At 62.0% G+C, this 22,199-nt stretch carries 22 protein-coding genes; 8 read left to right on the top strand and 14 right to left on the bottom strand.

Annotation, left to right across the window (positions count from 1 at the left end):
* Positions 1-56: 56 nt before the first annotated feature.
* The 3 genes from tcuA to B5526_RS14675 all read right to left on the bottom strand — a co-directional run bounded on the left by tcuA (position 57) and on the right by B5526_RS14675 (position 3,907).
* Entirely contained in the window at positions 57-1,454 is a 1,398-nt protein-coding gene (gene tcuA / locus B5526_RS14685) for an FAD-dependent tricarballylate dehydrogenase TcuA (RefSeq protein WP_079539023.1), read from the bottom strand.
* Between the two features lie 76 nt (positions 1,455-1,530).
* Positions 1,531-2,853 (bottom strand): MFS transporter, encoded by a 1,323-nt coding sequence (locus tag B5526_RS14680; RefSeq protein WP_079539021.1) that lies wholly within the window; start codon positions 2,851-2,853, stop codon positions 1,531-1,533.
* A 154-nt stretch (positions 2,854-3,007) separates the two neighbouring features.
* Positions 3,008-3,907: a transcriptional regulator GcvA gene (locus B5526_RS14675; protein ID WP_079545006.1), complete on the bottom strand. Its 900-nt coding sequence runs from the start codon at positions 3,905-3,907 to the stop codon at positions 3,008-3,010.
* A gap of 122 nt (positions 3,908-4,029) precedes the next feature.
* On the opposite strand from B5526_RS14675, the gene B5526_RS14670 reads away from it, so the two are divergent.
* Both B5526_RS14670 and B5526_RS14665 read left to right on the top strand, forming a co-directional pair.
* Complete coding sequence (locus B5526_RS14670; protein ID WP_079539019.1) at positions 4,030-4,233, top strand: DUF1127 domain-containing protein; 204 nt, start codon at positions 4,030-4,032, stop codon at positions 4,231-4,233.
* 87 nt (positions 4,234-4,320) lie between these two features.
* Positions 4,321-4,935 carry a GNAT family N-acetyltransferase gene (locus tag B5526_RS14665; protein WP_079539017.1) on the top strand — a complete coding sequence of 205 codons (615 nt, stop codon included), beginning with the start codon at positions 4,321-4,323 and terminating at the stop codon, positions 4,933-4,935.
* Between the two features lie 138 nt (positions 4,936-5,073).
* Here the strand turns inward: B5526_RS14665 and B5526_RS14660 are convergent, their stop codons facing one another.
* Positions 5,074-5,733, bottom strand: coding sequence for a TetR/AcrR family transcriptional regulator (locus tag B5526_RS14660; protein WP_244562294.1), 660 nt, complete (start codon positions 5,731-5,733; stop codon positions 5,074-5,076).
* A 540-nt stretch (positions 5,734-6,273) separates the two neighbouring features.
* Here B5526_RS14660 and B5526_RS14655 point away from each other — a divergent pair.
* Positions 6,274-6,702, top strand: a complete 429-nt coding sequence (locus tag B5526_RS14655; protein ID WP_079539014.1) for a hypothetical protein — start codon at positions 6,274-6,276, stop codon at positions 6,700-6,702.
* Between the two features lie 62 nt (positions 6,703-6,764).
* Here B5526_RS14655 and B5526_RS14650 read toward each other — a convergent pair whose 3' ends face one another.
* Complete coding sequence (locus tag B5526_RS14650) at positions 6,765-7,586, bottom strand: SDR family NAD(P)-dependent oxidoreductase (RefSeq protein WP_079539012.1); 822 nt, start codon at positions 7,584-7,586, stop codon at positions 6,765-6,767.
* A gap of 117 nt (positions 7,587-7,703) precedes the next feature.
* Here B5526_RS14650 and B5526_RS14645 point away from each other — a divergent pair, with 117 nt between their 5' ends.
* Positions 7,704-8,648: a GlxA family transcriptional regulator gene (locus B5526_RS14645; RefSeq protein ID WP_079539010.1), complete on the top strand. Its 945-nt coding sequence runs from the start codon at positions 7,704-7,706 to the stop codon at positions 8,646-8,648.
* Between the two features lie 6 nt (positions 8,649-8,654).
* On the opposite strand, the gene B5526_RS14640 is transcribed toward B5526_RS14645, so the two are convergent.
* Positions 8,655-9,404, bottom strand: a complete 750-nt coding sequence (locus B5526_RS14640; RefSeq protein ID WP_079539009.1) for an SDR family NAD(P)-dependent oxidoreductase — start codon at positions 9,402-9,404, stop codon at positions 8,655-8,657.
* 200 nt (positions 9,405-9,604) lie between these two features.
* Here B5526_RS14640 and B5526_RS14635 point away from each other — a divergent pair, with 200 nt between their 5' ends.
* Positions 9,605-10,549 (top strand): GlxA family transcriptional regulator, encoded by a 945-nt coding sequence (locus tag B5526_RS14635; RefSeq protein WP_079539007.1) that lies wholly within the window; start codon positions 9,605-9,607, stop codon positions 10,547-10,549.
* Between the two features lie 6 nt (positions 10,550-10,555).
* Here B5526_RS14635 and B5526_RS14630 read toward each other — a convergent pair whose 3' ends face one another.
* The 3 genes from B5526_RS14630 to B5526_RS14620 form a co-directional block, all read right to left on the bottom strand.
* A complete protein-coding gene (locus B5526_RS14630; RefSeq protein ID WP_079545005.1) occupies positions 10,556-11,386 on the bottom strand; it encodes an enoyl-CoA hydratase in 831 nt (276 codons plus the stop codon).
* Between the two features lie 79 nt (positions 11,387-11,465).
* The gene (locus B5526_RS14625; protein ID WP_079539005.1) at positions 11,466-12,167 is read right to left on the bottom strand and encodes an SDR family NAD(P)-dependent oxidoreductase; all 702 of its coding nucleotides are present in this window, start codon (positions 12,165-12,167) and stop codon (positions 11,466-11,468) included.
* Between the two features lie 31 nt (positions 12,168-12,198).
* Positions 12,199-13,197, bottom strand: a complete 999-nt coding sequence (locus B5526_RS14620; protein ID WP_079539003.1) for a glutathione S-transferase family protein — start codon at positions 13,195-13,197, stop codon at positions 12,199-12,201.
* 114 nt (positions 13,198-13,311) lie between these two features.
* Here B5526_RS14620 and B5526_RS14615 point away from each other — a divergent pair, with 114 nt between their 5' ends.
* Both B5526_RS14615 and B5526_RS14610 read left to right on the top strand, forming a co-directional pair.
* A complete protein-coding gene (locus tag B5526_RS14615) occupies positions 13,312-15,093 on the top strand; it encodes an acyl-CoA dehydrogenase family protein (protein ID WP_079539001.1) in 1,782 nt (593 codons plus the stop codon).
* 97 nt (positions 15,094-15,190) lie between these two features.
* Entirely contained in the window at positions 15,191-16,279 is a 1,089-nt protein-coding gene (locus B5526_RS14610; protein WP_079539000.1) for a Zn-dependent alcohol dehydrogenase, read from the top strand.
* 175 nt (positions 16,280-16,454) lie between these two features.
* Here B5526_RS14610 and B5526_RS14605 read toward each other — a convergent pair whose 3' ends face one another.
* The 5 genes from B5526_RS14605 to mbfA form a co-directional block, all read right to left on the bottom strand.
* On the bottom strand, positions 16,455-16,778 hold the full coding sequence (locus tag B5526_RS14605) for a nuclear transport factor 2 family protein (protein ID WP_079538998.1): 324 nt from the start codon (positions 16,776-16,778) through the stop codon (positions 16,455-16,457).
* Between the two features lie 123 nt (positions 16,779-16,901).
* The gene (locus B5526_RS14600) at positions 16,902-18,374 is read right to left on the bottom strand and encodes an amidase (protein ID WP_079538996.1); all 1,473 of its coding nucleotides are present in this window, start codon (positions 18,372-18,374) and stop codon (positions 16,902-16,904) included.
* Between the two features lie 195 nt (positions 18,375-18,569).
* Positions 18,570-19,100 carry a cytochrome b gene (locus tag B5526_RS14595; protein ID WP_079538995.1) on the bottom strand — a complete coding sequence of 177 codons (531 nt, stop codon included), beginning with the start codon at positions 19,098-19,100 and terminating at the stop codon, positions 18,570-18,572.
* A gap of 181 nt (positions 19,101-19,281) precedes the next feature.
* A complete protein-coding gene (locus tag B5526_RS14590; protein WP_154071309.1) occupies positions 19,282-20,148 on the bottom strand; it encodes a hypothetical protein in 867 nt (288 codons plus the stop codon).
* Positions 20,149-20,163: 15 nt separating this feature from the next.
* Positions 20,164-21,135 (bottom strand): iron exporter MbfA, encoded by a 972-nt coding sequence (gene mbfA / locus B5526_RS14585; RefSeq protein ID WP_079538993.1) that lies wholly within the window; start codon positions 21,133-21,135, stop codon positions 20,164-20,166.
* Between the two features lie 180 nt (positions 21,136-21,315).
* Here mbfA and B5526_RS14580 point away from each other — a divergent pair, with 180 nt between their 5' ends.
* Positions 21,316-22,038, top strand: a complete 723-nt coding sequence (locus tag B5526_RS14580) for a hypothetical protein (protein ID WP_079538992.1) — start codon at positions 21,316-21,318, stop codon at positions 22,036-22,038.
* Positions 22,039-22,199: the final 161 nt, after the last annotated feature.

Here is a 22,199-nt window from a genome sequence, read left to right as displayed (position 1 = left end):
GCTCGGCGCAATCCGACCTCTCCCCGCAAGCGGGGCGAGGTGAACCGAAACGCTCTCTAATTCTTGGCATTTTGCGCCGCTTCCCGCCCAGCGATTCGGCCGAACACGCTGCCGATAGTCATGCCGATGCCGGCGGCGTAGCCCTTGCCGAGTACGTTGCCCGCCATGATTTCGCCGGCGGCGAACATGTTGGCGGCGGGCTTGCCGTCCTTCATCACCATGCGCGCCTGCTTGTTCACGCGGGTGCCCAAATACGTGAAGGTGATGCCGGGCCGCACCGGATAGGCATAAAAAGGCGGCGTCTCGATTTTTCGTGCCCAATGGGTCTTCGGCGGCGTCAGCCCTTCGGTGCGGCAATCGTCGAGGATGGTGTGATCGAAGGTGCCGGGCCGCACGGCGGCGTTGAATTCAGCGACGGTTTTTTCCAGCGCCGTGGGATTAAGATCGAGTTTATCGGCGAGCCCGGCGATCGAGCCGGCTTCGATCGGCGGGAACAGCGTCGGCATGAACGAGTTGCGCGAACTGGCGTCGAAAATGATGTAAGCGATCTGGTCGGGTTGGGCGGCAACCAATCGGCCCCAGATGGCGTAGCGCTTCGGCCAGATGTCCTCGCCCTCGTCGTAGAACCGCGCGGCGTGCTTGTTGACGACGATGCCGAACACGACCGAATCATGTCGCGTGATGATGCCGCCGTCGAATTTCGGCGCGCGGGCGTCGATCGCGACCGCGTGGCATTGGGTGGGATCGCCGACCTCCTGCACCCCGTTCGCCAGCAGCATTTTAAGGATAGACCCGCGGTTGTAGGGCGTGCCGCGGATCAGGAAATTGTCCGCAGCCTCGCCCCAATATTGCTTGAGCCATTCGATGTTGGCCTCAAAACCTCCGGCGGCGGCAACGAGCGTCGCGGCGCGCGCCTTGGCGCGACCGTCGCCTTGCTTGAGCACGGCGGAAAGAAACATGCCGTGCTCGATTTCGAGGTCGATCACCTCGGCGTCATAGAGAATCTCAATGCCCAGTTTTTCGGCGGTCAGATAGAGCGCATTCAGCATCGCGCGGCCGCCGCCGAGGAAGAACGAGTTGGTCCGCCCGAGGCTCAGCGTGCCGCCCAGCGACGGTTGCCAGCGCACGCCCTGCTCGACGATCCAGTGCAGGATGTCCTTCGATTCGGCGATCATGTGTCGCGCCAGTTCCTCGTCGGTCTGGCCGCCGGTGACGCGCAACAGGTCTTCCCAGAATTCCTCTTCGGTATAGGGCCCGGTGAGGATCTCGGTCGCCGCATCATGGGCGCAGCGCATATTGCGGGTATGGCGGGTGTTGCCGCCGCGGTAAAACTTTGGCGCGCCTTCCAGCACCAGCACAGAGGCCCCAGTGCGCCGCGCGCTGATCGCGGCGCACAGCGCGGCATTGCCGCCGCCGATCACCAGCACATCGAATTTACGGGATAAATCGACCATGCGTCTTGTTAGCTTTGTTTGCATGGAAATCAAAACAGGAAGGTCGGCCAGGCAGGCGCCCGGCCGGCCCTCAGGCTTAGGCGGTGACGGCTTCGCGGGTCTCGACCGCTCCTCCGCGGTAGATGGCGAGGGCGGCGATGAAGCCGCTGGCCGCCGCGCACATGAGCCAGAATCCGGGGGACGCTTTATTGCCAGTCATTGCAGTCAGCTTTAATGCCGCAAACGGCGTAAAGGTGCCGAATAGCGCTGCTGCCAACGCAAACGCCAGCGAGAAGCATGTGGTGCGGACGTGAGCCGGCACAATTTCAACCAGCGCGCCCAGCATCGTGCCGCTGTAGACGCCGAAATAGAGCGAAAACATCATTCCGACCGCCAGCAGCTTGCCGAAAGTCGGGGCGGCGGTGAGCCAGAGCAGCGCGGGATAGGCGGTCACGAAAGACAGCCCAGTAATTGCCAGCAACACCGGCTTCCGGCCGACACGGTCAGACAGTGCGCCCCCGACCGGATTCCAGATGAAGTTGGTCACGGCAACCAGGAGGGTAACCAGCAGGCTATCCTGGGCAGAGAGTTTCAGCTCCTTGCCAAAAGACGGCGTGAAGACGGTGACGAAATAGAAGGTCACGGTGGTCATTGCCGCCAGCATCATTCCAAGAAGGATGATGCGCCAGTTCGCCGCCGCTGAAGCAAACACTTCCGAGGCAGTTGGATGTTTCTTCATCGCCAGGAAAGCCGGGGTCTCTTCCAGTGTCCGCCGCAGCACGAAAATAACGGGAATGATGAGGCAGCCGATCAGGAACGGAATTCGCCATTTGGCGATTTCTAATCCCCCCAGCAACGTAACGGCATCCCCCTTCACCAATTCATTTAGCGCGTACCCGATGACCGCGGCGACGAAGATCGCGACCTGCTGGCTGGAGGACTGGAATGAGGTGTAGAAGCCCCGGTTGCCGGGCGTCGCGATCTCGGAGAGATAGACCGATACGCCGCCGAGCTCCACGCCGGCAGAAAAGCCCTGCAACAGGCGGCCGATCAGCACGATGATCGGCGCGGCGACGCCGATCGTGGCATAGCTCGGGCAGACCGTGATGACCACCGTGCCAGCCGCCATGATTGCCAGCGTGACGATCAAGCCAAGGCGGCGGCCGATCCGATCGATATAGGCGCCAAGCACGATCGCGCCGACCGGACGCATCAACGCGCCGAGCCAGAACACGCCGAACGCATTCAGCAAGGCCGCGGTCTCGTTCTCCGACGGAAAGAACGCTTTCGCGATATAGGGAGCATAAAAGCCGAACAGGAAGAAGTCGAACTGCTCGAGGAAATTGCCGCTGGTCGCGCGCAGAATGGCGCCGATGCGCGATTTGATCTGTGGCGGTTGTGACGTCGACGTCTGCGACATGGTGAAATTCTCCCCGTTTCGTGGCCTCTGCGGAAAGACTTCACGCTAGCCGACACTGCTCTATTTGTGTTTCTCAATCTGCCATGCCGGCGCGGCGCGACCAACCGGAAAACGTCGGCAAAACGGCGATACCGCGTTGCACGCGAATGGTTTTTCAGGTTTTGTTCTGCAACGAGGCTTTCAGCCATTGCCGAAAGGACGCGAGCTTGGGCTGGTCCGCGCTCGCCTCGGGGGAAACGAGATAGAATCCGGCGTCCGCCGGCAGCGCGATTTTGAACGGAACCACCAGGCGGCCCTTGGCGATGTCGGCCTCGACATAGGAGGTTCGGCCCATCGCGACCCCGAGCCCGTCAAGCGCGGCCTGAACCGTCACCAAAATCAGGTCGAAGGTCAGCCCGGGCTGCTTCGAGATATCCGCCGGCAGCCCGGCGGCGGTCAGCCACAGCCGCCAGTCGTCGTCATAGCCGCCACTCGAATGCAATAGCGTGTGATGGGCGAGGTCCTGCGGGCAGCGCAGCGGCTTCTCTCCGGTCAGCAATGCCGGGCTGCAGACCGGGAACAATTCGTCGGCCATCAGCCAGTCGGCGCGCAGGCCCGGCCAATGCCCGCGGCCGTAGCGGATCGCCGCATCGACATCGCCGCTCTTGAAATCGATCAGGCTGGTCGAGGTGGTAATGCGGACGTCGATGCCGGGATGCGCTTCCTGGAACGCGGAGAGCCGTGGCAACAGCCATTTTGCCGCCAGCGACGCCAGTGTCGAGACCGTCAGCACATGGTCGTTGTCGCGGCGCAGCACCCGGTCGGTGGCAAGCCGCAGATCGTTGAACGCCGCGCGGACCCCGGGGAGGTAGTCTTTTGCTTCCGGCGTCAGCGCCAGCGCGCGGTTCTGCCGGACGAACAGGCGAATCCCCAGTTCCTGCTCCAGCCGGCGGATCTGGTGGCTGATCGCGGTCTGCGTGACATTCAGCTCGGACGCGGCATTGGTGAAGCTCAAATGCCGGGCGGCAGCCTCGAACGCGCGCAATCCATTGAGCGACGGCAATCTGCCGGTCATGATGGGGCCCATCCCTTCCGGATACATGAATTTATGTCATGTGAAGCGGTACAAAGTGTCGTTTGTCGAAAGACCGAAAAAGCCCGATATTAGCGGCAAGAAATTAGCTTTAGGAGATAAAAATGTCCAGTTGTTCAGATGTATCGATGACAAATCATCATGGCCAGGGCTTTTTCTCGCAGCTCGGTGGAATCTTCCACACTTGGCGCGATCGTCAGCGCAGCCGGCGCGAACTGGCGCAGTGGACCGAACGCGACCTGCATGACGTCGGGCTTTCGTGGAGTGACATCGTTCACGAGACCGAAAAGCCGTTTTGGCGGGCTTAACGAGCAGCCAGGCCGGCGTCGCCTCTTTTGGGGGACGCCGGCCGACGACTTTCGGAACTGTCTTTCGGAAAACTTCGTGAGCCTCCAATGACCGCGCTTCGCCTCAACGACCTCCGGCAGCATTCGGATATCCTGCGGCTGCGCAGCGGCAAGTCGCTGACGGTGCGCTTTAGCGAGCCGCGCGATGCCGAGACATTGCAGGGTTATTTCCGGGCGCTCACGGTCCGCTCCCGCTACAATCGCTTCCTCGGCGCCATGAGCGAACTGCCGAAGGGAGAGCTTTATCGTTTCACCCATGTCGGCGAAGGCGACCGCTTCAGTGTCGTCGCAACCATGACGATCGATGGTTTTGAGACCATCGTCGGCGAAGCCCGCTATGCGTTCCACGCCGACACCAACAGTTTCGAATTCGGCCTTTCGATCGACGACCGCTGGCAGGGCCAGGGCATCGGATCGGTGCTGCTCGCGAACATGGAATGCCGAGCCGCGGCGTTCGGCGCAAAACGCCTGTTCGGCGATACGCTGCGCTCCAATGAGGCGATGATTGCGCTCGCCCGCAAATCCGGCTTTGCCTTCACCCACAACCCGGACGACTGGAAGCTGGTGCGCTTCGAAAAGCATTTCGATAGCGCACCGCAGGAAATTCCCTGCGCGAGCTGGCGGCTTGCGGCGCAACAAATCGCGCTTGAGGCTGCGGTTTGAAGCAAGAGCCCTAGAGCGTGATGACTTTTCTTTGAAACGTCATCCCGCTCTAACTTTTTGTTTGAGCATGATCTTTTCGGAAAACCGGTACCCACTTTTCCGGATCATGCTTTAGGCAACGCCACTGGCTATCCGAATTCAGCGCGCTCTCACGCTGTTTAAAAAAAGCTCGACGACAGCCCGCCTTCGCCGTTCCAGAAATTCCGGATCGTCGGCGATGCCGTGGAGGGCGAGGCGCGCGGAGTGCCCGAGCAGAAGATTGAGGAACAGGTCGGCTGCGAGTTCAGGGTCGTCCGCCTTGATCTCGCCGCGCGCGGCGAACAACCGAAGCAGAATTGCTACGCCCCGCACACCGCGCAGCCAACCATCCTCATGCGCGAGCTTTGCCAATTCGGGAAACTGGATGGCCTGCGCCGCCAAAATCCGCTGCAGCGTGGCGCACTCCGGCATCGATGCGTGGTCGAGCATGTGCCGGCTAAGCTCATGCAGCGTCGTTTCGATATTTTTGGGGTCGCTATCAGTGGCCTGGGCCTCGGCCGCCACCGAGAGCGGAGCCAGCCAATCTCGAATCCGGCCGCGCAGGACGGCCGCGAACAGATCGCGCTTGTCGCGGTAACGCGCATAAACCGTTGGCTTGCTTACGCCGGCCGCCTCCGCGACCGCATCGATCGATGTGCCGTCAAAACCTCGCTCCATGAACAGGGTCGTTGCAACGTCGAGCAACCGCGCGTCACGCCGCACCGCCTCCTCGCGGGTGGGCCGGCCACCCGCGCCCCGCCGGACGGGGAGTTTGGTCACTGCAATTCCCCCGTTCGTCATCCGCAATTCTCCTTGCCAAGCTGATCGTCGAGTTATACAAACGATACAGTATAGTTTATATAATGGCTAGCGGTAATTGCTGCCAGCAAGGCCGATTAACCGCTGCGGGAGGTTCATTGAGGCGTTCGGACGGCAAGAACCGCGGAGCTTACGGGTTCCCGATGCGACGGTCGGTTTGGGGAGCGCTCACCCAAGTCCGGACATCGTGATACGGCGCCGGTTTGGGAAATTAGCCCCCATCCCAGATCGAGCGTCGCGGTGCGGCGGCCGGCCTGCGGGATTCCGTCCCTCTCCCCAAGGCCGGCCGTTTGCTTGTGGCAGCGCGACGCAGTGCTTCGACGCGAGGGGGATCCCAGGGAGTACCGACCAATGCGTGAAAGCTCAACGTCCGACTACACGCCGCTCCGCGTGCCGGTCATTCTCACCCTTGCCGTCGGCATCGTAGTTGCTGCGCTAGCGATGCTTGCCTTGCTTTTCTTCTGAAGACCGCTGCTCCACCAGCCCTGATCGCGAGGCGTCATGAACGGTGCTTACATATCCGCGATCGCCGCCCTCGCAGGGTCGGGGATCGGCGCGATCGCTTCGTTCGCGACGACCTGGCTTAGCCAGGACGCGCAGGAGCGTGCCCGACGCGTTGCGCAGCGCGCGGCTCGCCGCGAACATGTCTATGGCGAGTTCATCGAGGAGGCTTCGAAACTATTTACCGATGCGCTCACCCATGAACTCGAGGATCCCTCGAAATTTGTCCGGCTCTACGCACTTGTCGGGAGATTGCGGCTGCTCGCGCCAGCCGATGTCATCGCAAGCGCAGAGCAGGTGATGCAGCATATCGTCGAAACCTACTACCTTCCGAACCGGGATTTCAGTAATCCGCAAGACAGGCCGCGGGACGACATCGATGTGCTTCGGGGATTCAGCGAAGCTTGCCGTGAAGACTTGGGCGTTTAGGTCAAGCTTCGCCGAAGCAACGTTTGTCGCAATCGATGCTGATTGCGCTACCGAACGCCAGGTCATGCTTTTGCAGTTTGGGGATGCCCGATGTTGTATCGGCGCGCCGGCACAGCACTGGAGAGCTTCCCGGACATCGCGCGGCGAGCTGCCTCGAACCGATCCCATTCGTCCTTGTCGGGCAGGGATGGAATGGTGACGATCTCGCCCTGGTCGAGACCGGCAAGCGCGGCATCGACCAAGTCTTCAGCCCGCATCACGATCGCGGCGGGTAAATTGTGAACCGGCAGGCCGGCGATATCCCAGAACTCCGTCGCCGTCGCGCCGGGCAAGACCGCCTGCACCCGTATGCCTTTCGGGGCAAGCTCATGCTGTAGCGATTGGCTGAACGCCAATACGAACGCTTTGCTGCCGCCGTAGACGCCGTTGAGCGTTTCGGGCGAGATCGCCACGATCGAAGAGATATTGATGATGGTGCCGCCGCCGCGCGCGACGAAGCCGGGCACCGCTGCGTAGCTCAGCCGGGTCAGTGCGCCGACATTGAGGCGGATCATCTCGTCCATCTTCTCGAGGTCGGAATTAAGCAGCGGCGCTGCGGCGCCGACGCCGGCATTGTTGACCAACAGCGTAATGCTCGCGTTTGTGCGCAGCGTCGTCTCGATCCGGGCAAGATCCGCCTTGTCGTTGAGATCGGCTGCAATCGTCTCGACCGAGCGGCCTGTCTCTTTTTTCAGCCGGTCGGCCAATGCGGCGAGCCGGCTCTGGTTGCGGGCGACCAGGATCAGGTCGTAGCCGCGTTTAGCCAGCCGATCTGCGTAGATCGCGCCGATGCCGGAGGAAGCGCCGGTAATCAGTGCTGCTCCCTTTGTTTTGGTGGTGCTCATCTTTGTCTCCTTTGTCCGCCGACGGCTCGTCGGCCACTTGCAAAGGAAATCTAGGCTTGCGGGCGCCTGTCTCAAATGTCATATAAACGGCGTTTTAGGACATGATGGAGGCAGCCAATGCAGCGCGTCGGTTTCATCGTCTACCCCGGCTTTCAGCTCATGAGCTTCGCCGTGATCTCGGTGTTCGAATTCGCAAATCTTCAGGTCGGCGAGCTGGCCTATGACGTGAAGATGCTGTCCGAGACTGGCGGGTCCATCCGCAGCTCGGCCGGCATGAGCGTTGCGGCCGAGCCGTTCGACGATGCGAATTTCGACACCCTGATTGTCGGCGGTGGCGCCGTGGTCGAACCGTCGACGCCAGGGCTGATCGAGTTTCTCCGGCGGGCTCCGGAACGATACCGGCGGGTTGCCTCGATCTGCATCGGCGCGTTCATCCTGGCCGAAGCCGGCCTGCTCGACGGCCGGCGCGCGACCACGCACTGGTATTACGCGCGAGAATTGCAGGCCCGGTTTCCAAGGGTGAAGGTGGACGAAGACCGCATCTTCATCGTCGACGGTCCGGTGTGGACCTCGGCCGGAGCGACCGCCGGCATCGATCTCGCGCTCGCCATGGTCGAACAGGATTTTGGCGCGGAGGTCGCGCGGGCCGTAGCCAAGAAACTCGTCGTCTATCACCGGCGCGCTGGTGGACAATCGCAATTTTCGGCGCTGCTGGAGATGGACCCGAAATCGGACCGTATCCAGAGCGCATTGGCCTATGCGAAGCGCAATCTTGCCGCACCGCTGACCGTTCAAGAGCTAGCCAAAGCGGCGCATCTTTCTCCGCGCCAATTCAGCCGTGCGTTCCGCGCCGAGACCGGTCAGTCGCCCGCCAAGGCGATCGAGAACCTGCGTATCGAGGCCGCGCGGCTGATGATGGAGCAGAGCCGCCATCCGATCGACGTGATCGCCCGGCAAACCGGCTTTGCCGATCGCGACCGCATGCGCCGCGCTTTCCTGCGCGCCTTCGGACAGCCGCCACAGGCGATCCGGCGCAACGCGCGGGCGGAGGCGGCGGCGTGACGCTCGTCAGATCTGGGCTATGCCGCCATCGACGAAGATCTCGCTGGCTGCGATGAAGCTACTGTCGTCAGAGGCCAGGAAGGCGACGACCTTCGCGACCTCCTCGTCGGTTCCCGTTCGTGCAAGCGGCGTTATGCTCGCCGCGTGCTCCATGAAGCTGTTCAGTGCCTCTCGTCCAACGCCGGTCTTTTCGTGTCCAGGTGTCGGGATCACCCCAGGGCTGATCGCGTTGACCCGGATGTTCCGGCCCTGCAAATCCGACGACCACGTCCTGGCGAAGTTGCGGACCGCCGCCTTTGTGGCGCTGTAGACACTCCAGTTGGCCCAGCCTTTTGTGGCGACGATCGAGGCATTCAAGATGATCGAGCCACCCGGCCCCATCAGTGGAAGGGCCTTCTGGACGGTCCAGATCACGCCCTTCACATTCACATCCAGTTGATTGTCGATGTGCTCCTCCGCAAGGCCGCCGAGCGGCGCCAGAACGACGGTGCCGCCATTGGCGAAAACGACATCGACGCGTCCCGCCTCATCGCGAATCTGGTCGTAGAGGCGGTCGAGATCGGCCGGCTTGGAGACGTCGCCCTGGACGGGCGTCGCGCTCGGTCCAGGAACGGCCGCGGCCGCTTCGAGTTCTGCCTGCCTGCGGCCCGTGAAGTAAACGCGCGCGCCTTCCTTCACGAAAACCTTCGCTGTTGCCAGGCCGATCCCGGAGTTTCCACCGGTGATGACTGCGATCTTTCCATTGAGTTTCGGCATTTTCTTCCTCAAGCATGTTGATTGAACCCGGCAGCTTCTCGCGATGGTTGGGTCGCGTTGGCGCGTAAAGTCCCGCGCTCCCGCTCTCCGCCATTCCCGCTGTTCGACAGTGCCGAGCACTTCGTTTCACGTACTTAGGCTTGCGAGCCCGCGTCTCAAATGTCATATAAGTGACGTTTTAGGACATCGTGGAGCGGCCCATGCAGTGCATCGGTTTCATCGTCTTCCCAGGCTTTGACGTGCTCAGCTGCGCGGTGATGTCCACCTTCGAATACGCGAACAGGGAGATCGGCGAGCCGGTCTATGACGTACGTCTGCTGTCCGAGACGGGCGGCTCCGTCCGCGCCTCGATCGGCGTCAGTGTCGCGACCGAGCCGTTCGACGATACGAATTTCGACACGCTGATCATCGGCGGCAGCGACGTGATCGGATCATTGACGCCGGGCGCGATCAAATTCCTGCAGCAGGCTTTGGGAAGATGCCGGCGTGTCGCCGCGATCTGCACCGGCGCGTTCAACCTGGCCGAAGCCGGCCTGCTCGACGGGCGACGCGCGACCACCCATTGGTATCACGCGCGCGATTTGCGGGACCGCTTCCCAAAGGTGAAGGTGGAGGAAGACCGCATCTTCATCATCGACGGTCCGGTGTGGACCTCGGCCGGCGCCACTGCGGGCATCGATCTTGCGCTAGCTATGATTGAGAAGGATTTTAGCGCGGACGTGGCGCGGGCGGTGGCGAGGAAGCTCGTGGTCTATCACCGGCGTGCCGGCGGCCAGTCGCAGTTTTCGGCGCTCTTGGAGCTTGAGCCGAAATCAGACCGTATCCAGAGCGCATTGGCGTATGCGAAGCGTAACCTCGATCAGCCGCTGAACGTTCGGCAGCTCGCCGAAGCCGCACATCTAAGTCCGCGCCAGTTCAGCCGTGCGTTCTGCGCCGAGACCGGCCAATCGCCGGCCAAGGCGGTCGAGAACCTGCGCATCGAGGCCGCCCGCTTGATGATGGAACAGAGCCGTCATTCGATCGACGTCATCGCCCGGCAAACGGGTTTTGCTGATCGCTACCGCATGCGCCGCGCCTTCCTGCGTACCTTCGGACAACCGCCGCAGGTGATCCGGCGCAACGCGCGTGCGGAAGCAGCGGCGTGAATGAAGTCATTTCCCCTTGAACACTGCTTTGCGCTTTTCGATAAACGCCTGCACCGCTTCGCGGTGATCCGCGGTCATGGTGGTGCGGATCAGGCGCTCGGCCTCATGGTCGCGGGCGGTGGCAAAATCGAACGTGAGGGCTTCGTCGAGATTGTCCTTCATGTAGCGCAGCGCAATGGTCGGCCCTTCGGCCATCGACTTGGCCACCGCAAAGGCCTCTTCTTGAAGCTTGGCGTCCGGCACGACGCGGTTGAAGAGGCCAATTCTCTCGCATCTGGCGGCATCGACTTTATCCGCCGTAAACATCAATTCCCGTGCCCGAGCGGTACCGACGAGGCGCGTCAACAGCCACGCGATGCCGTAATCGCCGCTTAGGCCCACCCGCAGGTACCCCGTCGAAACGAACGCCGATTCGGCGGCGATCCGGATGTCGCAGGCCATGGCGATGGCAAGGCCTGCGCCGGCCGCGGGGCCGGGCAGTGCCGCAATCGTCGGCTTGCGGACCGACACCAGCGCACCGGTCAGCAGGCGTTGCCGCTCCTGCAAATCGGCGACCTTCTCGTCATAGGACATGTCCTGCTTTTTCTTGTCGCGGTTGGCGCCCATGCCCTTGACGTCACCGCCCGAGCAGAAGGCAGTGCCTGCGCCGGTGATCAGGAGCACGCCGACATCGGGGTTCTCGCCGCAGGTCCTGATCATGGTGCGCAGCGCCGGCGTCAGATGGTCGGAGAGCGAGTTGCGTGCCTCGGGCCGGTTCAGCGTTATGATGGCGACGCGGTCGCGGATCGCGCACAGGAGTTCATTGGTGCCGGTGTCGATGGTGATTTCGGTGGCAATCTTTTGCTCAATACCCATTCGGTCCTCCCAGGGCTTGCGACCCGGTCATTGTAGTCCTATTGCATGACGCCCGTCATCCCTAAAACTTCTCGACCCATGGCCGCAATTCCATCTCCCAGGCCCAGGCGCTGCGCGGCTGCTGCAAAACATTCCAATAGCTCAACGCAATCGCGTCGGGATCGAGCATCGAATCCGGCCCGTCGGCGGGCTCCGAGCGCGCCGCGCTGCGAATGCCGCCGTCGATGACAAAATGCGCGATGTGAATGCCCTGCGGCGACAATTCGCGCGCCATGCTCTGGGCCAGGCCGCGCAGCGCGAATTTGCCCATCGCGAACGGCGCCGATTGCGCATAGCCCTTGACGCTGGCCGAAGCACCCGTGAACAGGATCGCGCCGTGCTTGTTCGGCAGCATCCGCGTCGCTGCCTGCTGCGTCACCAGAAAGCCGCCGAATGCGCTCACCGCGATGGCTTTCTCGACATCCGCGGGCACCAGTTCCGTGAAGGGGCCGCGGGCCCTGCCGCTGGCGTTATAGACCACCACGTCCGGCACGCCGATCTCGCGCTCGACCAGGCCGAACAGCCGCTCGACCTCCTCCGGCTTGGTGGCGTCGCAGGCATAGGCCTTGGCCCCGGTCTCGGTGCAGAGCGCGCCGAGTTTTTCGACCTGGCGCGCGGCCAGCGCGACGCGGATGCCTTCGCGGGCGAACAGCCGCGTCAGCGACGCGCTGAGGCCTGAGCCTGCGCCGACGATCAGGGCGATCTTGTATTTTGGTATTTCCATGAATGTCTCCTCATCCTTCAGAATAGCGTCGTCAGCCGCGCAATCCGGAGAGGCAGCCCGCGGCCCCCAGGACGGAATCGAGCTCGGCCTTGTCGGCGACACCTGCATATTTGGCGCGCAGCATGCCGAGCGACCGTGCGTGATATTTTTGCGGTTTTTGGGTCCAGACCTTGTCATTGAGCGTGACGCTGAATTCGTCTCGCCCTTCGGCTACCGCCTTTTCGTTGGCGCAGGTCCAGGGCATGAATTGCACGCCGATCTGTCTCGTCAGGATCGGCATCAGTGTCGGCTCGAGCGTCGACCAGGCTTCGAATGCGCCTTCCGCCTTCGGCCACAACATCCGGTGCACCCAATCCAGCACATGCTGTGCGCTGCCGCCGATGATCGCGCCGCCGGTCGGGTCGGTCCACATTTCGTAAATCTGGCCCCAGAGGCCGAAATCAGCCAATGCCGGCCGGCCGCCGAACAGATATGGCCGCGTCGCGAGATGGCTATTCAATAATCCAAGCATCTCGATGAACCCCGCCTCGATCCGCGGCGCGGTCGCCTCATTGGACCCGACAAACCAGACCCGATCGACCATGCGGGCACGAACCTGGCTCGCGAAGGCGGTATGCTTGTCTTCGCTGACGTCGCCGCCGCGCATTCGTGCGATGCGCCCCGCTGCGCTGATCTGGTCGACCTCGCGCGCCCAGCGGAAATGGAACATCCATTTGTTGCCCCACTCGTCGCCGAATTCCTCGACCAGCGCGGAGATGAAGTTGGCGACGGGGTCGTCGGGATGGATCGACGGCTCCGGATAACGCTTTTCCATGGCGTCGATGATCGGGGTGGAGTCTTGAATGCCTGTTCCCTCCGGCGTAACCACGAGGGGAATGATCGGCATCCTGGCGTATTTCTCGTATTCCGCCTGGCTTGCCGCATTGCGCAAAATCCATTGATGAGGGATTTCCTTGTAGCGAAAATAGGAGCGCACTTTGACCGAATAGGGCGACATCTCGGCGCCGATGATGCGATAAGTGTCCGCCATGGGTTTCCTCTCTTATTCCCTGGATATTATTGTCTTTGGCGGCTTGTCGCCGGCCTTATCCCTAGCATGATCTATATCATCTAAAACTCAGGGTGGAACGAACAAGGGTTGCAAATGCACGAGCTAGCCAAGCACAACGATGTGACTTCAGCCGGTGAGCCGGGTTTGCTGGCGCCGGATACGTCGGGCATGAATTTCTACCGCGCCGATCCGGCTCTGGCCGATCTGCTGCGTATCCATCTGCCGGAGCCGCTGTTTCGCCATATCGAGCCGCATCTCGACCGCCTCGGCGCGCTTGCCGGCGGCCACCTCGACGAATGCGCGCGGTTGGCCGACCGGCATGTGCCGGTGCTGCACCAGCGCGACCGGTTCGGGCGTGACGTGCAGAGGATCGAGTATCATCCGGCCTATCGGGAACTGGAGCGCGCGGCGTTCGGCGAATTCGGCATTCATGCGATGTCCTTGCGCAAGGGCATCATGGGCTGGCCCGAGCCCTATCCCGTGGTGGCGAAGCACGCGTTTACGTTTCTGTTCAACCAGGCCGAATTCGGGCTGGGCTGCCCGATCAACGTCACCGACGGCTGCGCCAAGCTATTGGCAAAATTCGGCAGCGCGGCGTTGAAGGAAAAATATCTGGACGGGCTGACCCAGACCGACATGAGCAAACTGACCCAGGGCGGCCAGTTCATGACCGAGAAGGAGGGCGGCTCCGACGTCGGCAAGCTCACCACGACCGCGGTGCAGGAAGGCGATCACTGGCGGCTCCATGGTGAAAAATGGTTCTGCTCGAACGCGGATGCAAAAGTTGTGATGCTGTTGGCGCGGCCGGAAGGCGCGGTCGGTGGCACGCGCGGTGTCGGCCTGTTCCTGATGCCGCGGCAGCTCGACGACGGCTCGCAAAATCACTACCGGATCGTCCGCTTGAAGGACAAGCTCGGCACCCGCTCGATGGCATCGGGCGAGATCAAGCTCGAAGGCGCGATCGCCTACGCGGTCGGAAAGCTCGATCGCGGCTTTGTGCAGATGGCCGAGATGGTCAATTCGTCGCGGCTCTCCAACGGCGTCAAATCCACCGCGCTGATGCGCCGCGCGCATCACGACGCGATGACGGTCGCCGCAAATCGCGTGGTGTTTGGACAGCGCATCATCGATCTGCCGCTGGCGCGCCGGCAGTTGATGAAGATCATGCTCGCGACCGAACAGGCATTGTCGATGAGTTTTGTCACGGCCGACGCGCTCGACCGCACCGAAGCCGGCAGCCAGGACGCAGCGGCATTGCTGCGCATCCTGACACCGACGCTAAAATTCCGCGCCACCCGCGATGCGCGAAAAGTCTGCGGCGATGCGTTGGAGATGCGCGGCGGCATCGGCTACATCGAGGAATTTGCCACCAGCAGGCTGTTGCGCGACGCCCATCTCGGCTCGATCTGGGAAGGCACCGGCAACATCGTTGCGATCGATGCGCTCGGGCGCGCCGTCGGCCGCCATGGTGCTGATGCGGCGCTCGCCGCCGACCTGCATGCCCGCCTCGACGACAGCGCCAATGTGCCGCCGGCCTGGCGCGATCGTTTGCGCGATCTCACCGACCGCGCCGTCGGCTTTGCCCGCGAGGTCGCCGCGCGCAGCGACAACGAGGCCGAGGCGCGGCGCGCCACCAGCCTGCTCTATCATGTCGCGAGCGCCGTCGCTTTGGCCTGGGAGGGCGGGCGCATCCACGAGATGCGCGGCGATGCGCGCAGGCTGCTGCTGTCGCGGATGGTGATCGATCACCGGGTCTCGTCAAGCGATCCGTTCCGGCTCACGGAAAATTCGGTGCAGCGCACGATGTCAGGCCATCTGCTCGGCGAGCGCGCGGTCGGCATGGCCGAGGTTGGCGAATTGCTTTTGGCAGCGTAGGCTCAATGTCGCCACGAGCGCGGTTTTACTTCTCCCTTTGGGAGAGGGAGCCGACCTCCCGTGAGTGAAAACGATAAAGCAAAAAGGGGAAACACCGATGAAGGCCGCCGTCCTGCATGAAGTCAACAAGCCGCTGGTGATCGAGGACGTCAGCCTGCCCAATCCGGGGCCGCGCGAGGTCCTGATCCGCACCGCGGTTGCCGGCCTCTGCCATTCCGACCTGCATTTCATGGAAGGGCTTTATCCGCATCCGCTGCCGGCCGTGCTCGGCCATGAATCGGCCGGTGTGGTCGAGAAGGTCGGCTCCGACGTCAATTACGTCAAGCCGGGCGACCATGTCGTCACCTGCCTGTCGGTATTCTGCGGCACCTGCGACAATTGCACCACGGGGCGGACGGTGTTGTGCACCGACACCACGGTAAAGATGCTGCCCGGCGCATCCAACCGGCTGTCATGGGCGCGGTCGGAGAAACTGAATCAGTTTCTCAATTTGTCGTCGTTCGCCGAGCAGATGCTCGTGCACGAAAACGCAATTGTAAAGATCCGCAAGGACATGCCGCTCGATCTCGCCGCGCTGATCGGTTGCGGCGTCATTACCGGATTTGGCGCGGTCGTCAACACCGCAAAGGTCGCGCCGGGCGAAAACGTGGTGGTGATCGGCTGCGGCGGCGTCGGCATGGCCGCGATCAATGGCGCCGAGATCGCCGGCGCCGGCCGCATCATCGCGGTCGATACCAATCCGGCAAAACTTCAATTGGCCACAAAACTCGGCGCCACCGACATCGTCGATCCGCAAAACGGCGATGTGGTGCAGCAGGTGCGTGAGCTCACCGGCGGCGGCGTGCATCACTCATTCGAAGTGCTGGGGCGCAAGGAAACCGCGGAACAGGCGTTTGCAATGCTGGCGCCCGGCGGCACCGCGACCATTGTCGGCATGATTCCGTTCGGCCAGAAGATCGAGCTGCACGGTTTTGACTTTTTGCGTGAACGCAAGATCCAGGGCTCGTCAATGGGCTCGAACCACTTTCGCGTCGACATGCCGCGGCTGGTCGAATTTTATCTGCGCGGCAAGCTGCATCTGGAGGACTGGATCTCGGCCAAGCTGAAGCTCTCGGAAATCAACGAAGGCTTTGCCGCGATGAAGGCCGGCAAGACGGTGCGCAGCGTGATTATGTTTGATGCGTGATTGCTTCGCGCAACAACAATAAATTCTTCGTCATGGCCGGGCTTGTCCCGGCCATCCACGTCTTGGGGCTTGCTGCAAAGAAAGACGTGGATGCCCGGCACGAGGCCGGGCATGACGCCATTATTCAATTGAGCTTTCGTTGGGCTCACCTTGACACATGCGCCGACACCGCGAGCTAGCGGCCGTTCTGGCGCGCCCAGCAATCGGTGTAGCGGCCAAAAGCCTGTTTGCCGTCCGGCGTGGTGTAGCTCGTCGCGGCGTGGATGATGGCGAAATCGCCCATGATGCGAATCTTCACATCACGGGCTTCGAGATTTTTGATCGTCACGGGGATCGCCGTCTGTTTGAGAAAGCCGGCCCGGTCGACCAGCGACTTGTCGGGATTGGAACAATAGAAGTCCTCGGCGAGAATTTCGTCGAAACGTTTGACGTCGGAATTCTGGACGGAATTGACGTAATCGCGATTGAGGCTCGTCAGTTCGGCGAGGTCATTTCTCATGATGTTTCCTCCATTGGTTCTCCTCATGGTGAGGAGGCGCCCTTGCGCCGTCTCGAACCATGAGGCCCGTGGCCCATCCTTCGAGACGCGGCGAAGACGCCGCTCCTCAGGATGAGGACGAGTCTAATCATCAAACATCGGCGGCGGAACAAAACCGCCGAATTCGCGCTCGATCAGTTCGGCGAGTTTTAACGGCGTGCGGTCTTCCAGCCAAGGGCCGACGATTTGGACGCCGATCGGCAGGCCTTCCGGCGAAAAGCCGGTCGGTATCGCAGTCGCCGGCACGCCGGGCAGGGTGGCGATGCCGGGCCAGGTCAGCTGGTCGGGATAGACGTAGTCCTTGCCGTCGATATTGACGCGGCGGGTTTCCTGGTCCGCCGAATGAACGTGCGGATAGGCCGGCGTCGGCATCACCGGGCAGATCACCGCGTCAAAGGTCTTGAACAATTCACGCCACTGCGCGCGGAGCCGCGCGCGTCCGCCTTCGGCCATCACCCAGTCGCGGTGGCTAAGCGCGATGCCGCGCAGGCGCTCCGCCGGAAGACTCATATCGTCGGGCGCAAGCTGCGCGGCCGCGGCCTGCGCACCCGCATAGTTCTCCGGCAGAAAGTTTGCGCCAAGGAACGACATCAGCATCCGCATGTAAAGCCGCGACGACGCGGCGAAGTCGGGCAGCAACGGACTGCTGCGTTCGACTTTGACACCGGCCTTGGCGAGGTTGGCGGCAAGTTTTTCGATCCCACCACGGACGGTTTTATCGGTCGGCATCACCGGATCGGTATCGATCACGAGCACACGGAAATTCTTCAATTCGCCGTGGCGCGGCGGCGGCAGCGCAAGCGAGTAGGCCGTGCCGGCTTCCAGTGGGTCGGGCCCGGCAACAACGTCGAGCAGCAGCGAAAGGTCCGCGGCCGAGCGCGCCATCGGGCCGATCACGGCGAGATCGCGGTCCAGCGGCAGCGGCGGGAACGGCGGCGGGGTGTGGCCGCGCGACGGCACCAGCGCGTAGGTCGGCTTGTGGGCGTAGACGCCGCAATGGAACGCCGGCACGCGCAACGAGCCGCCGATGTCGGAGCCGAGCGACAATGGCCCGTAGCCGGCGGCGAGCGCCGCCGACGATCCGCCGGAGGAACCGCCCGGCGTGCGGCCGAGATCGAAAGGGTTATTGGTGGTGCCGTAGATGTCGTTGTAACTCTGCCAGTCGCCGAGCCCGAGGGGAACGTTGGTCTTGCCTAGGATCACGCCGCCGGCTTCCTTGACGCGGGAGATCGACAGCGCGTCTTCGCTGGGGCGAAAATCCTTCTGGGGCGGAAAGCCCCAGGTCGTGGGCAACCCTGCGATGTTGTAGGATTCCTTGACCGTGATGGGAATGCCGAGCAGCGGCTTGGCCTCGCCGCGCCCGCGCGCCGCGTCGGCGGCACGGGCGGCTTCGAGCGCGCGTGAAAAATCGCGCACGCAGATCGCATTGATCTTGTCGTCGTGACGCTCAATCCGTCCGATCGCGTCCTGCGCCAGTTCGACGGCCGAGACTTTCTTTGCCGCAAGCGCCGCCGATAATTCGGTGGCGGACTTGAAGCTCCATTGCGATTTGGCCAAGGCTTTTCTCCTGAACTCGTTGGTTTGTGAGTGCGGAGATGATGCCCGGTTGCGGCGACGGCCGCTAGACGGCTATTGCTGTGGGGGGGGACCGCTAGTGCCTGTTTCAATTGAATTGAATCAGGCTCTAGCGTCATTTTTTTGTTTGAGCATGATCTTTTCGGAAAACCGGGGTCCACTTTTCCGGATCATGCTCTACCCCGGAAGCATCCGCTGCATGATGCGGTCGCGGTAGATGAACAGATGGGCCAGCGCCGCCGCGACATGGATGCCGATAACTGCCAGCAGGCTCCATTCCATCGCCTGATGCAAGCCGTCGATGAGCTTCCCGGCCTCGGGGTTTTCCGAAGCCAGCATCGGCATCGGCGCGAGAAAGAAGAATTCCATCGACCAGCCGCGGAACGAGGCAAACAGCCAGCCGGTGATGGTCGTCGCCAATACCAGCGCATAAAGCAGCCAATGTACAGCTTCCGAACTCAGCCGCTGCCATGGCGGCAGCGAACTCTCGGGAGCCACGTGGTGAGTGAGTCGCCAGGCAAACCGCAAAACGATGAGGATAAGGATGGTCGTTCCAATGGAGACATGGAATGCCATGGCGACGCCGGGCTTCATGCCCCGGTGAATGTCCGGCATCAACCAGCCGATTGTATATTGTGCGACGAGAAGTGCGACGATGAGCCAGTGGAACACCTTGGCGGTGGTCCCGTATTGCAAATGATCAGTCATGAGATTCCCTTGGGCCAGAGCGTTGTCTTAGTCGCAACGATCCGGGCGATGCTCAAGTTATTCCATAGCAGGAAACAAGAATCACGGAATTAGAACGGGTCAAGCGAACGGCAATGCAATTCACCATCTTGCCGTGTTGCAAACGAGAGGCGCACGACGCGCTAACCATGCATTGTCCGCATCAGGGCTGAAACGCTCGCGCGGAGTGATGCGACATCGGGTTGACAGGCCCGGCGGTGGTCTGTTCGTTTGAAGCGCTGCCGGGAACCGGAAACGCGTATCCCAAAATCGTCTTGATGACCCAGCGATCAGAGCCCGGCGTCAATCCGTAACCGACGCCAAAATTCACGTCCATGACGCCGAGCTTGAAATCGGTAACGGCGAACAAGAGGTGCTGCTGGTCGGGAAGTTTTAGGAAATCCCCGATCTTGCCGAAATCCGCATAATATTCGAGGCCCACGAACAGATCCTTGTCGAGCTTTCGCGCGACGCGTACCGCGGGCGCAAAGTCCGCCTCACCATATTTTCCGAAGCCGATGTCCACGATCGGGTTGACGATCAATTCGTAATCCGCATTGCGGAGACCGATGATGGGCCGGATCTCCATGGCAAACCTGGTTTGGGCGAATTTCGGTGTGGTGTTGCTGAACTCGAAATTGACCCCGTAGAAAAGGTTACGCTGGTCGGCATTGGGCGAGACGAACAGGGTGCGCAGCTTGAAGGAGTTCGAGAGAAATTGCTGGTCCTTGATGGCGAAGGGCAAATAGAGCCCGACTTCCCACCAGTCGGTCAATCCGTAGGCGAATTCAGGTGTCCCATTGATGCTGTTGTTGGAGATGAGGCCGCCCGGAAACGGCGGGTCCTTCACGCCGAGTGGAATATAATTGAGGTGCTGCTGTATCGTGAGTTGGCCGACGGCTGCAATGCCGGCGTTGTAGACTTGAATCTCATCGGTAGCCTGAGCCGTCTGTGCCGCCACGATCGTGGCAGCCGCACCGGCCAGCACGTAGAGGCAGCGCAAGCCGCGTCTGAAACGACGTTCCATCATTGCTTGCTTCACCGCCTACGCCGCACCGATCAAGATGCCGACCGCGAGCACGATGACGCCGCCGAGCACGATCTGGAACACCGCCTGCAGGAACGGGGTATCCATGTAGCGCGCGCGGATGTAGGCAATCGCCCACAATTCGAAGAACACAACGATGCCTGCGAGCGCAGTCGCAATCCAGAACGCGTTGGGCCAGGAGTCCGGCACGAGAAAAGGCATGGAGTGGCCGAGACCGCCGAGCGCCGTCATCACGCCGCTGGCCGTGCCGCGCAGCCAGGGCGAACCGCGTCCGGTCAGCGATCCGTCGTCGGACAAAGCTTCCGCAAAACCCATGCTGATGCCGGCGCCGATCGAGGCGGCTAATCCAACCAGAAAGGTCGGCCAGTTCTGATGGGTGGCGAAGGCGGCCGCGAACAACGGCGCCAGCGTCGACACCGACCCGTCCATCAATCCGGCGAGGCCCGGCTGGACATATTGCAGCACGAACACGCGGCGGCGGGTCGCGTCCTCTTCGGCGCGCACGTCCGGCTTGAGGATCTCGTCGGTCAATTTGGCCGCGGTCTTTTCGTGGCCTTTTTCCGCCTCCGCGAGATCGCCGAGCAGCCTGCGGACGCCGACATCCTGGGTCTGCTCGGCGGCCTTGACGTAAAACCGCTCGGCCTCGAACTCCATCGTCCCGACCTCTTTCCGGATGGTGTCGAGCGGCAGGTTCTTGGTCAGCCAGATCGGCTTGCGGCGCAAAAATCCCCGCACATTGTCGCGTCGGATCGGCGGCAGGTTCGGGCCGAAGCGCTGTTCGTACATCTGCAGCAGCATGTGGCGATGGCCTTTTTCCTCCTCCGCCATCTCCTCGAATAATTTCGCAGATTCCGGGTAGCGCTCCGCGAGGTCTTCCGCGAAGGTCATGTAGATGCGGCTGTCTTCCTCCTCCGCGGAGATCGCAACCGCCAGCACTTCGCGCTCGGTCAAATCGGCGAAATTCTTCATTAGAACCGTCCTAATTTAGAATGGTTCTAAAGCTATAGAGGCTCGATCGAGCGGGGTCAATTCGCCGCGTGAAAAAAGGCGGATAGCTTCTCCGTGATACCCAAATCCCGCCGTTTGGAACCGTTGCGGCCGATGCCCGTTCGGGTTCCTATCGAAAGGGAACATCCACCGGGAGATCGCATGGACAAGGTCAAATACCGCTTGAACGATCCGCGGCTGGCGCCGCGCCGAACCAAGCTCGAGATTCCCGGATGGGCCGGAAAACGCGAACCGCGCGCCGATGGTTCGCGCGAACAGGTCTGGCACTGCGTTCCGTTTTCGGAAGGCGCGCAATACGGGATCGAGTTGTTTTATCCATACGACAACGAATTCCACGTCACGACCAAGGACAGCCATTTGGTCATGGAGGGAGATTGGGGGCCGCCGCCCGACGGCGGCGTGCAATGGCCGCCGTTCCGGAATTTCGGCGACCATTTTTACACCTACCAGATACTGCTCGATCTCAAGGTCGAGAAGGGCATGGCGATCCGGACCGAGCCGCATCCGCGGTTCTATACCGACCCGACCGACACCGTGCCGATCGCGGTGCCGGCGCTAATCCGGAACTGGTGGCCGATGATGTTCTTCTGCGTGTTCAAGGCGCCGGCCGAGGGCCGCACCCACATTTTCCGCCCCAACGAGCCGTTCGCGCAGATCCTCGTGATCCCCGAGGAAGCGCCCTTCGATCTCGAGCGGATGGACGAGGAGGAGGCGGCCGAGCGCGAATTGCAGGCGCGTCGCATCTATAACTCCAGGCCGACGCTGTCGGCCGGGACCGAATGGACGTCGTCCACCGATACCGTGTTCGACGGCACCTACCGCCATCTGCATCGCGCGGCAAAGGAGAAAGCCCGCGAGGAATAGAGCGTTTCGATGCGAGGCTTCATCCTTCGAGACGCCGCGCAAACGCGCGGCTCCTCAGGATGAGGTCTTAGACCCTCATGGTGAGGAGCGCGGCAATGCCGCGCGCCTCGAACCACGAGGCCGTTCATTCGCAGCCATGATTCGGCCCAACCGGAAAACAT

Origin of the sequence: Bradyrhizobium lablabi, assembly GCF_900141755.1 — a bacterium.
GTDB lineage: Bacteria > Pseudomonadota > Alphaproteobacteria > Rhizobiales > Xanthobacteraceae > Bradyrhizobium > Bradyrhizobium lablabi_A.
The sequence above is the reverse complement of the archived record's forward strand: the minus strand, read 5'-3'. Positions and strand labels throughout refer to the sequence as shown.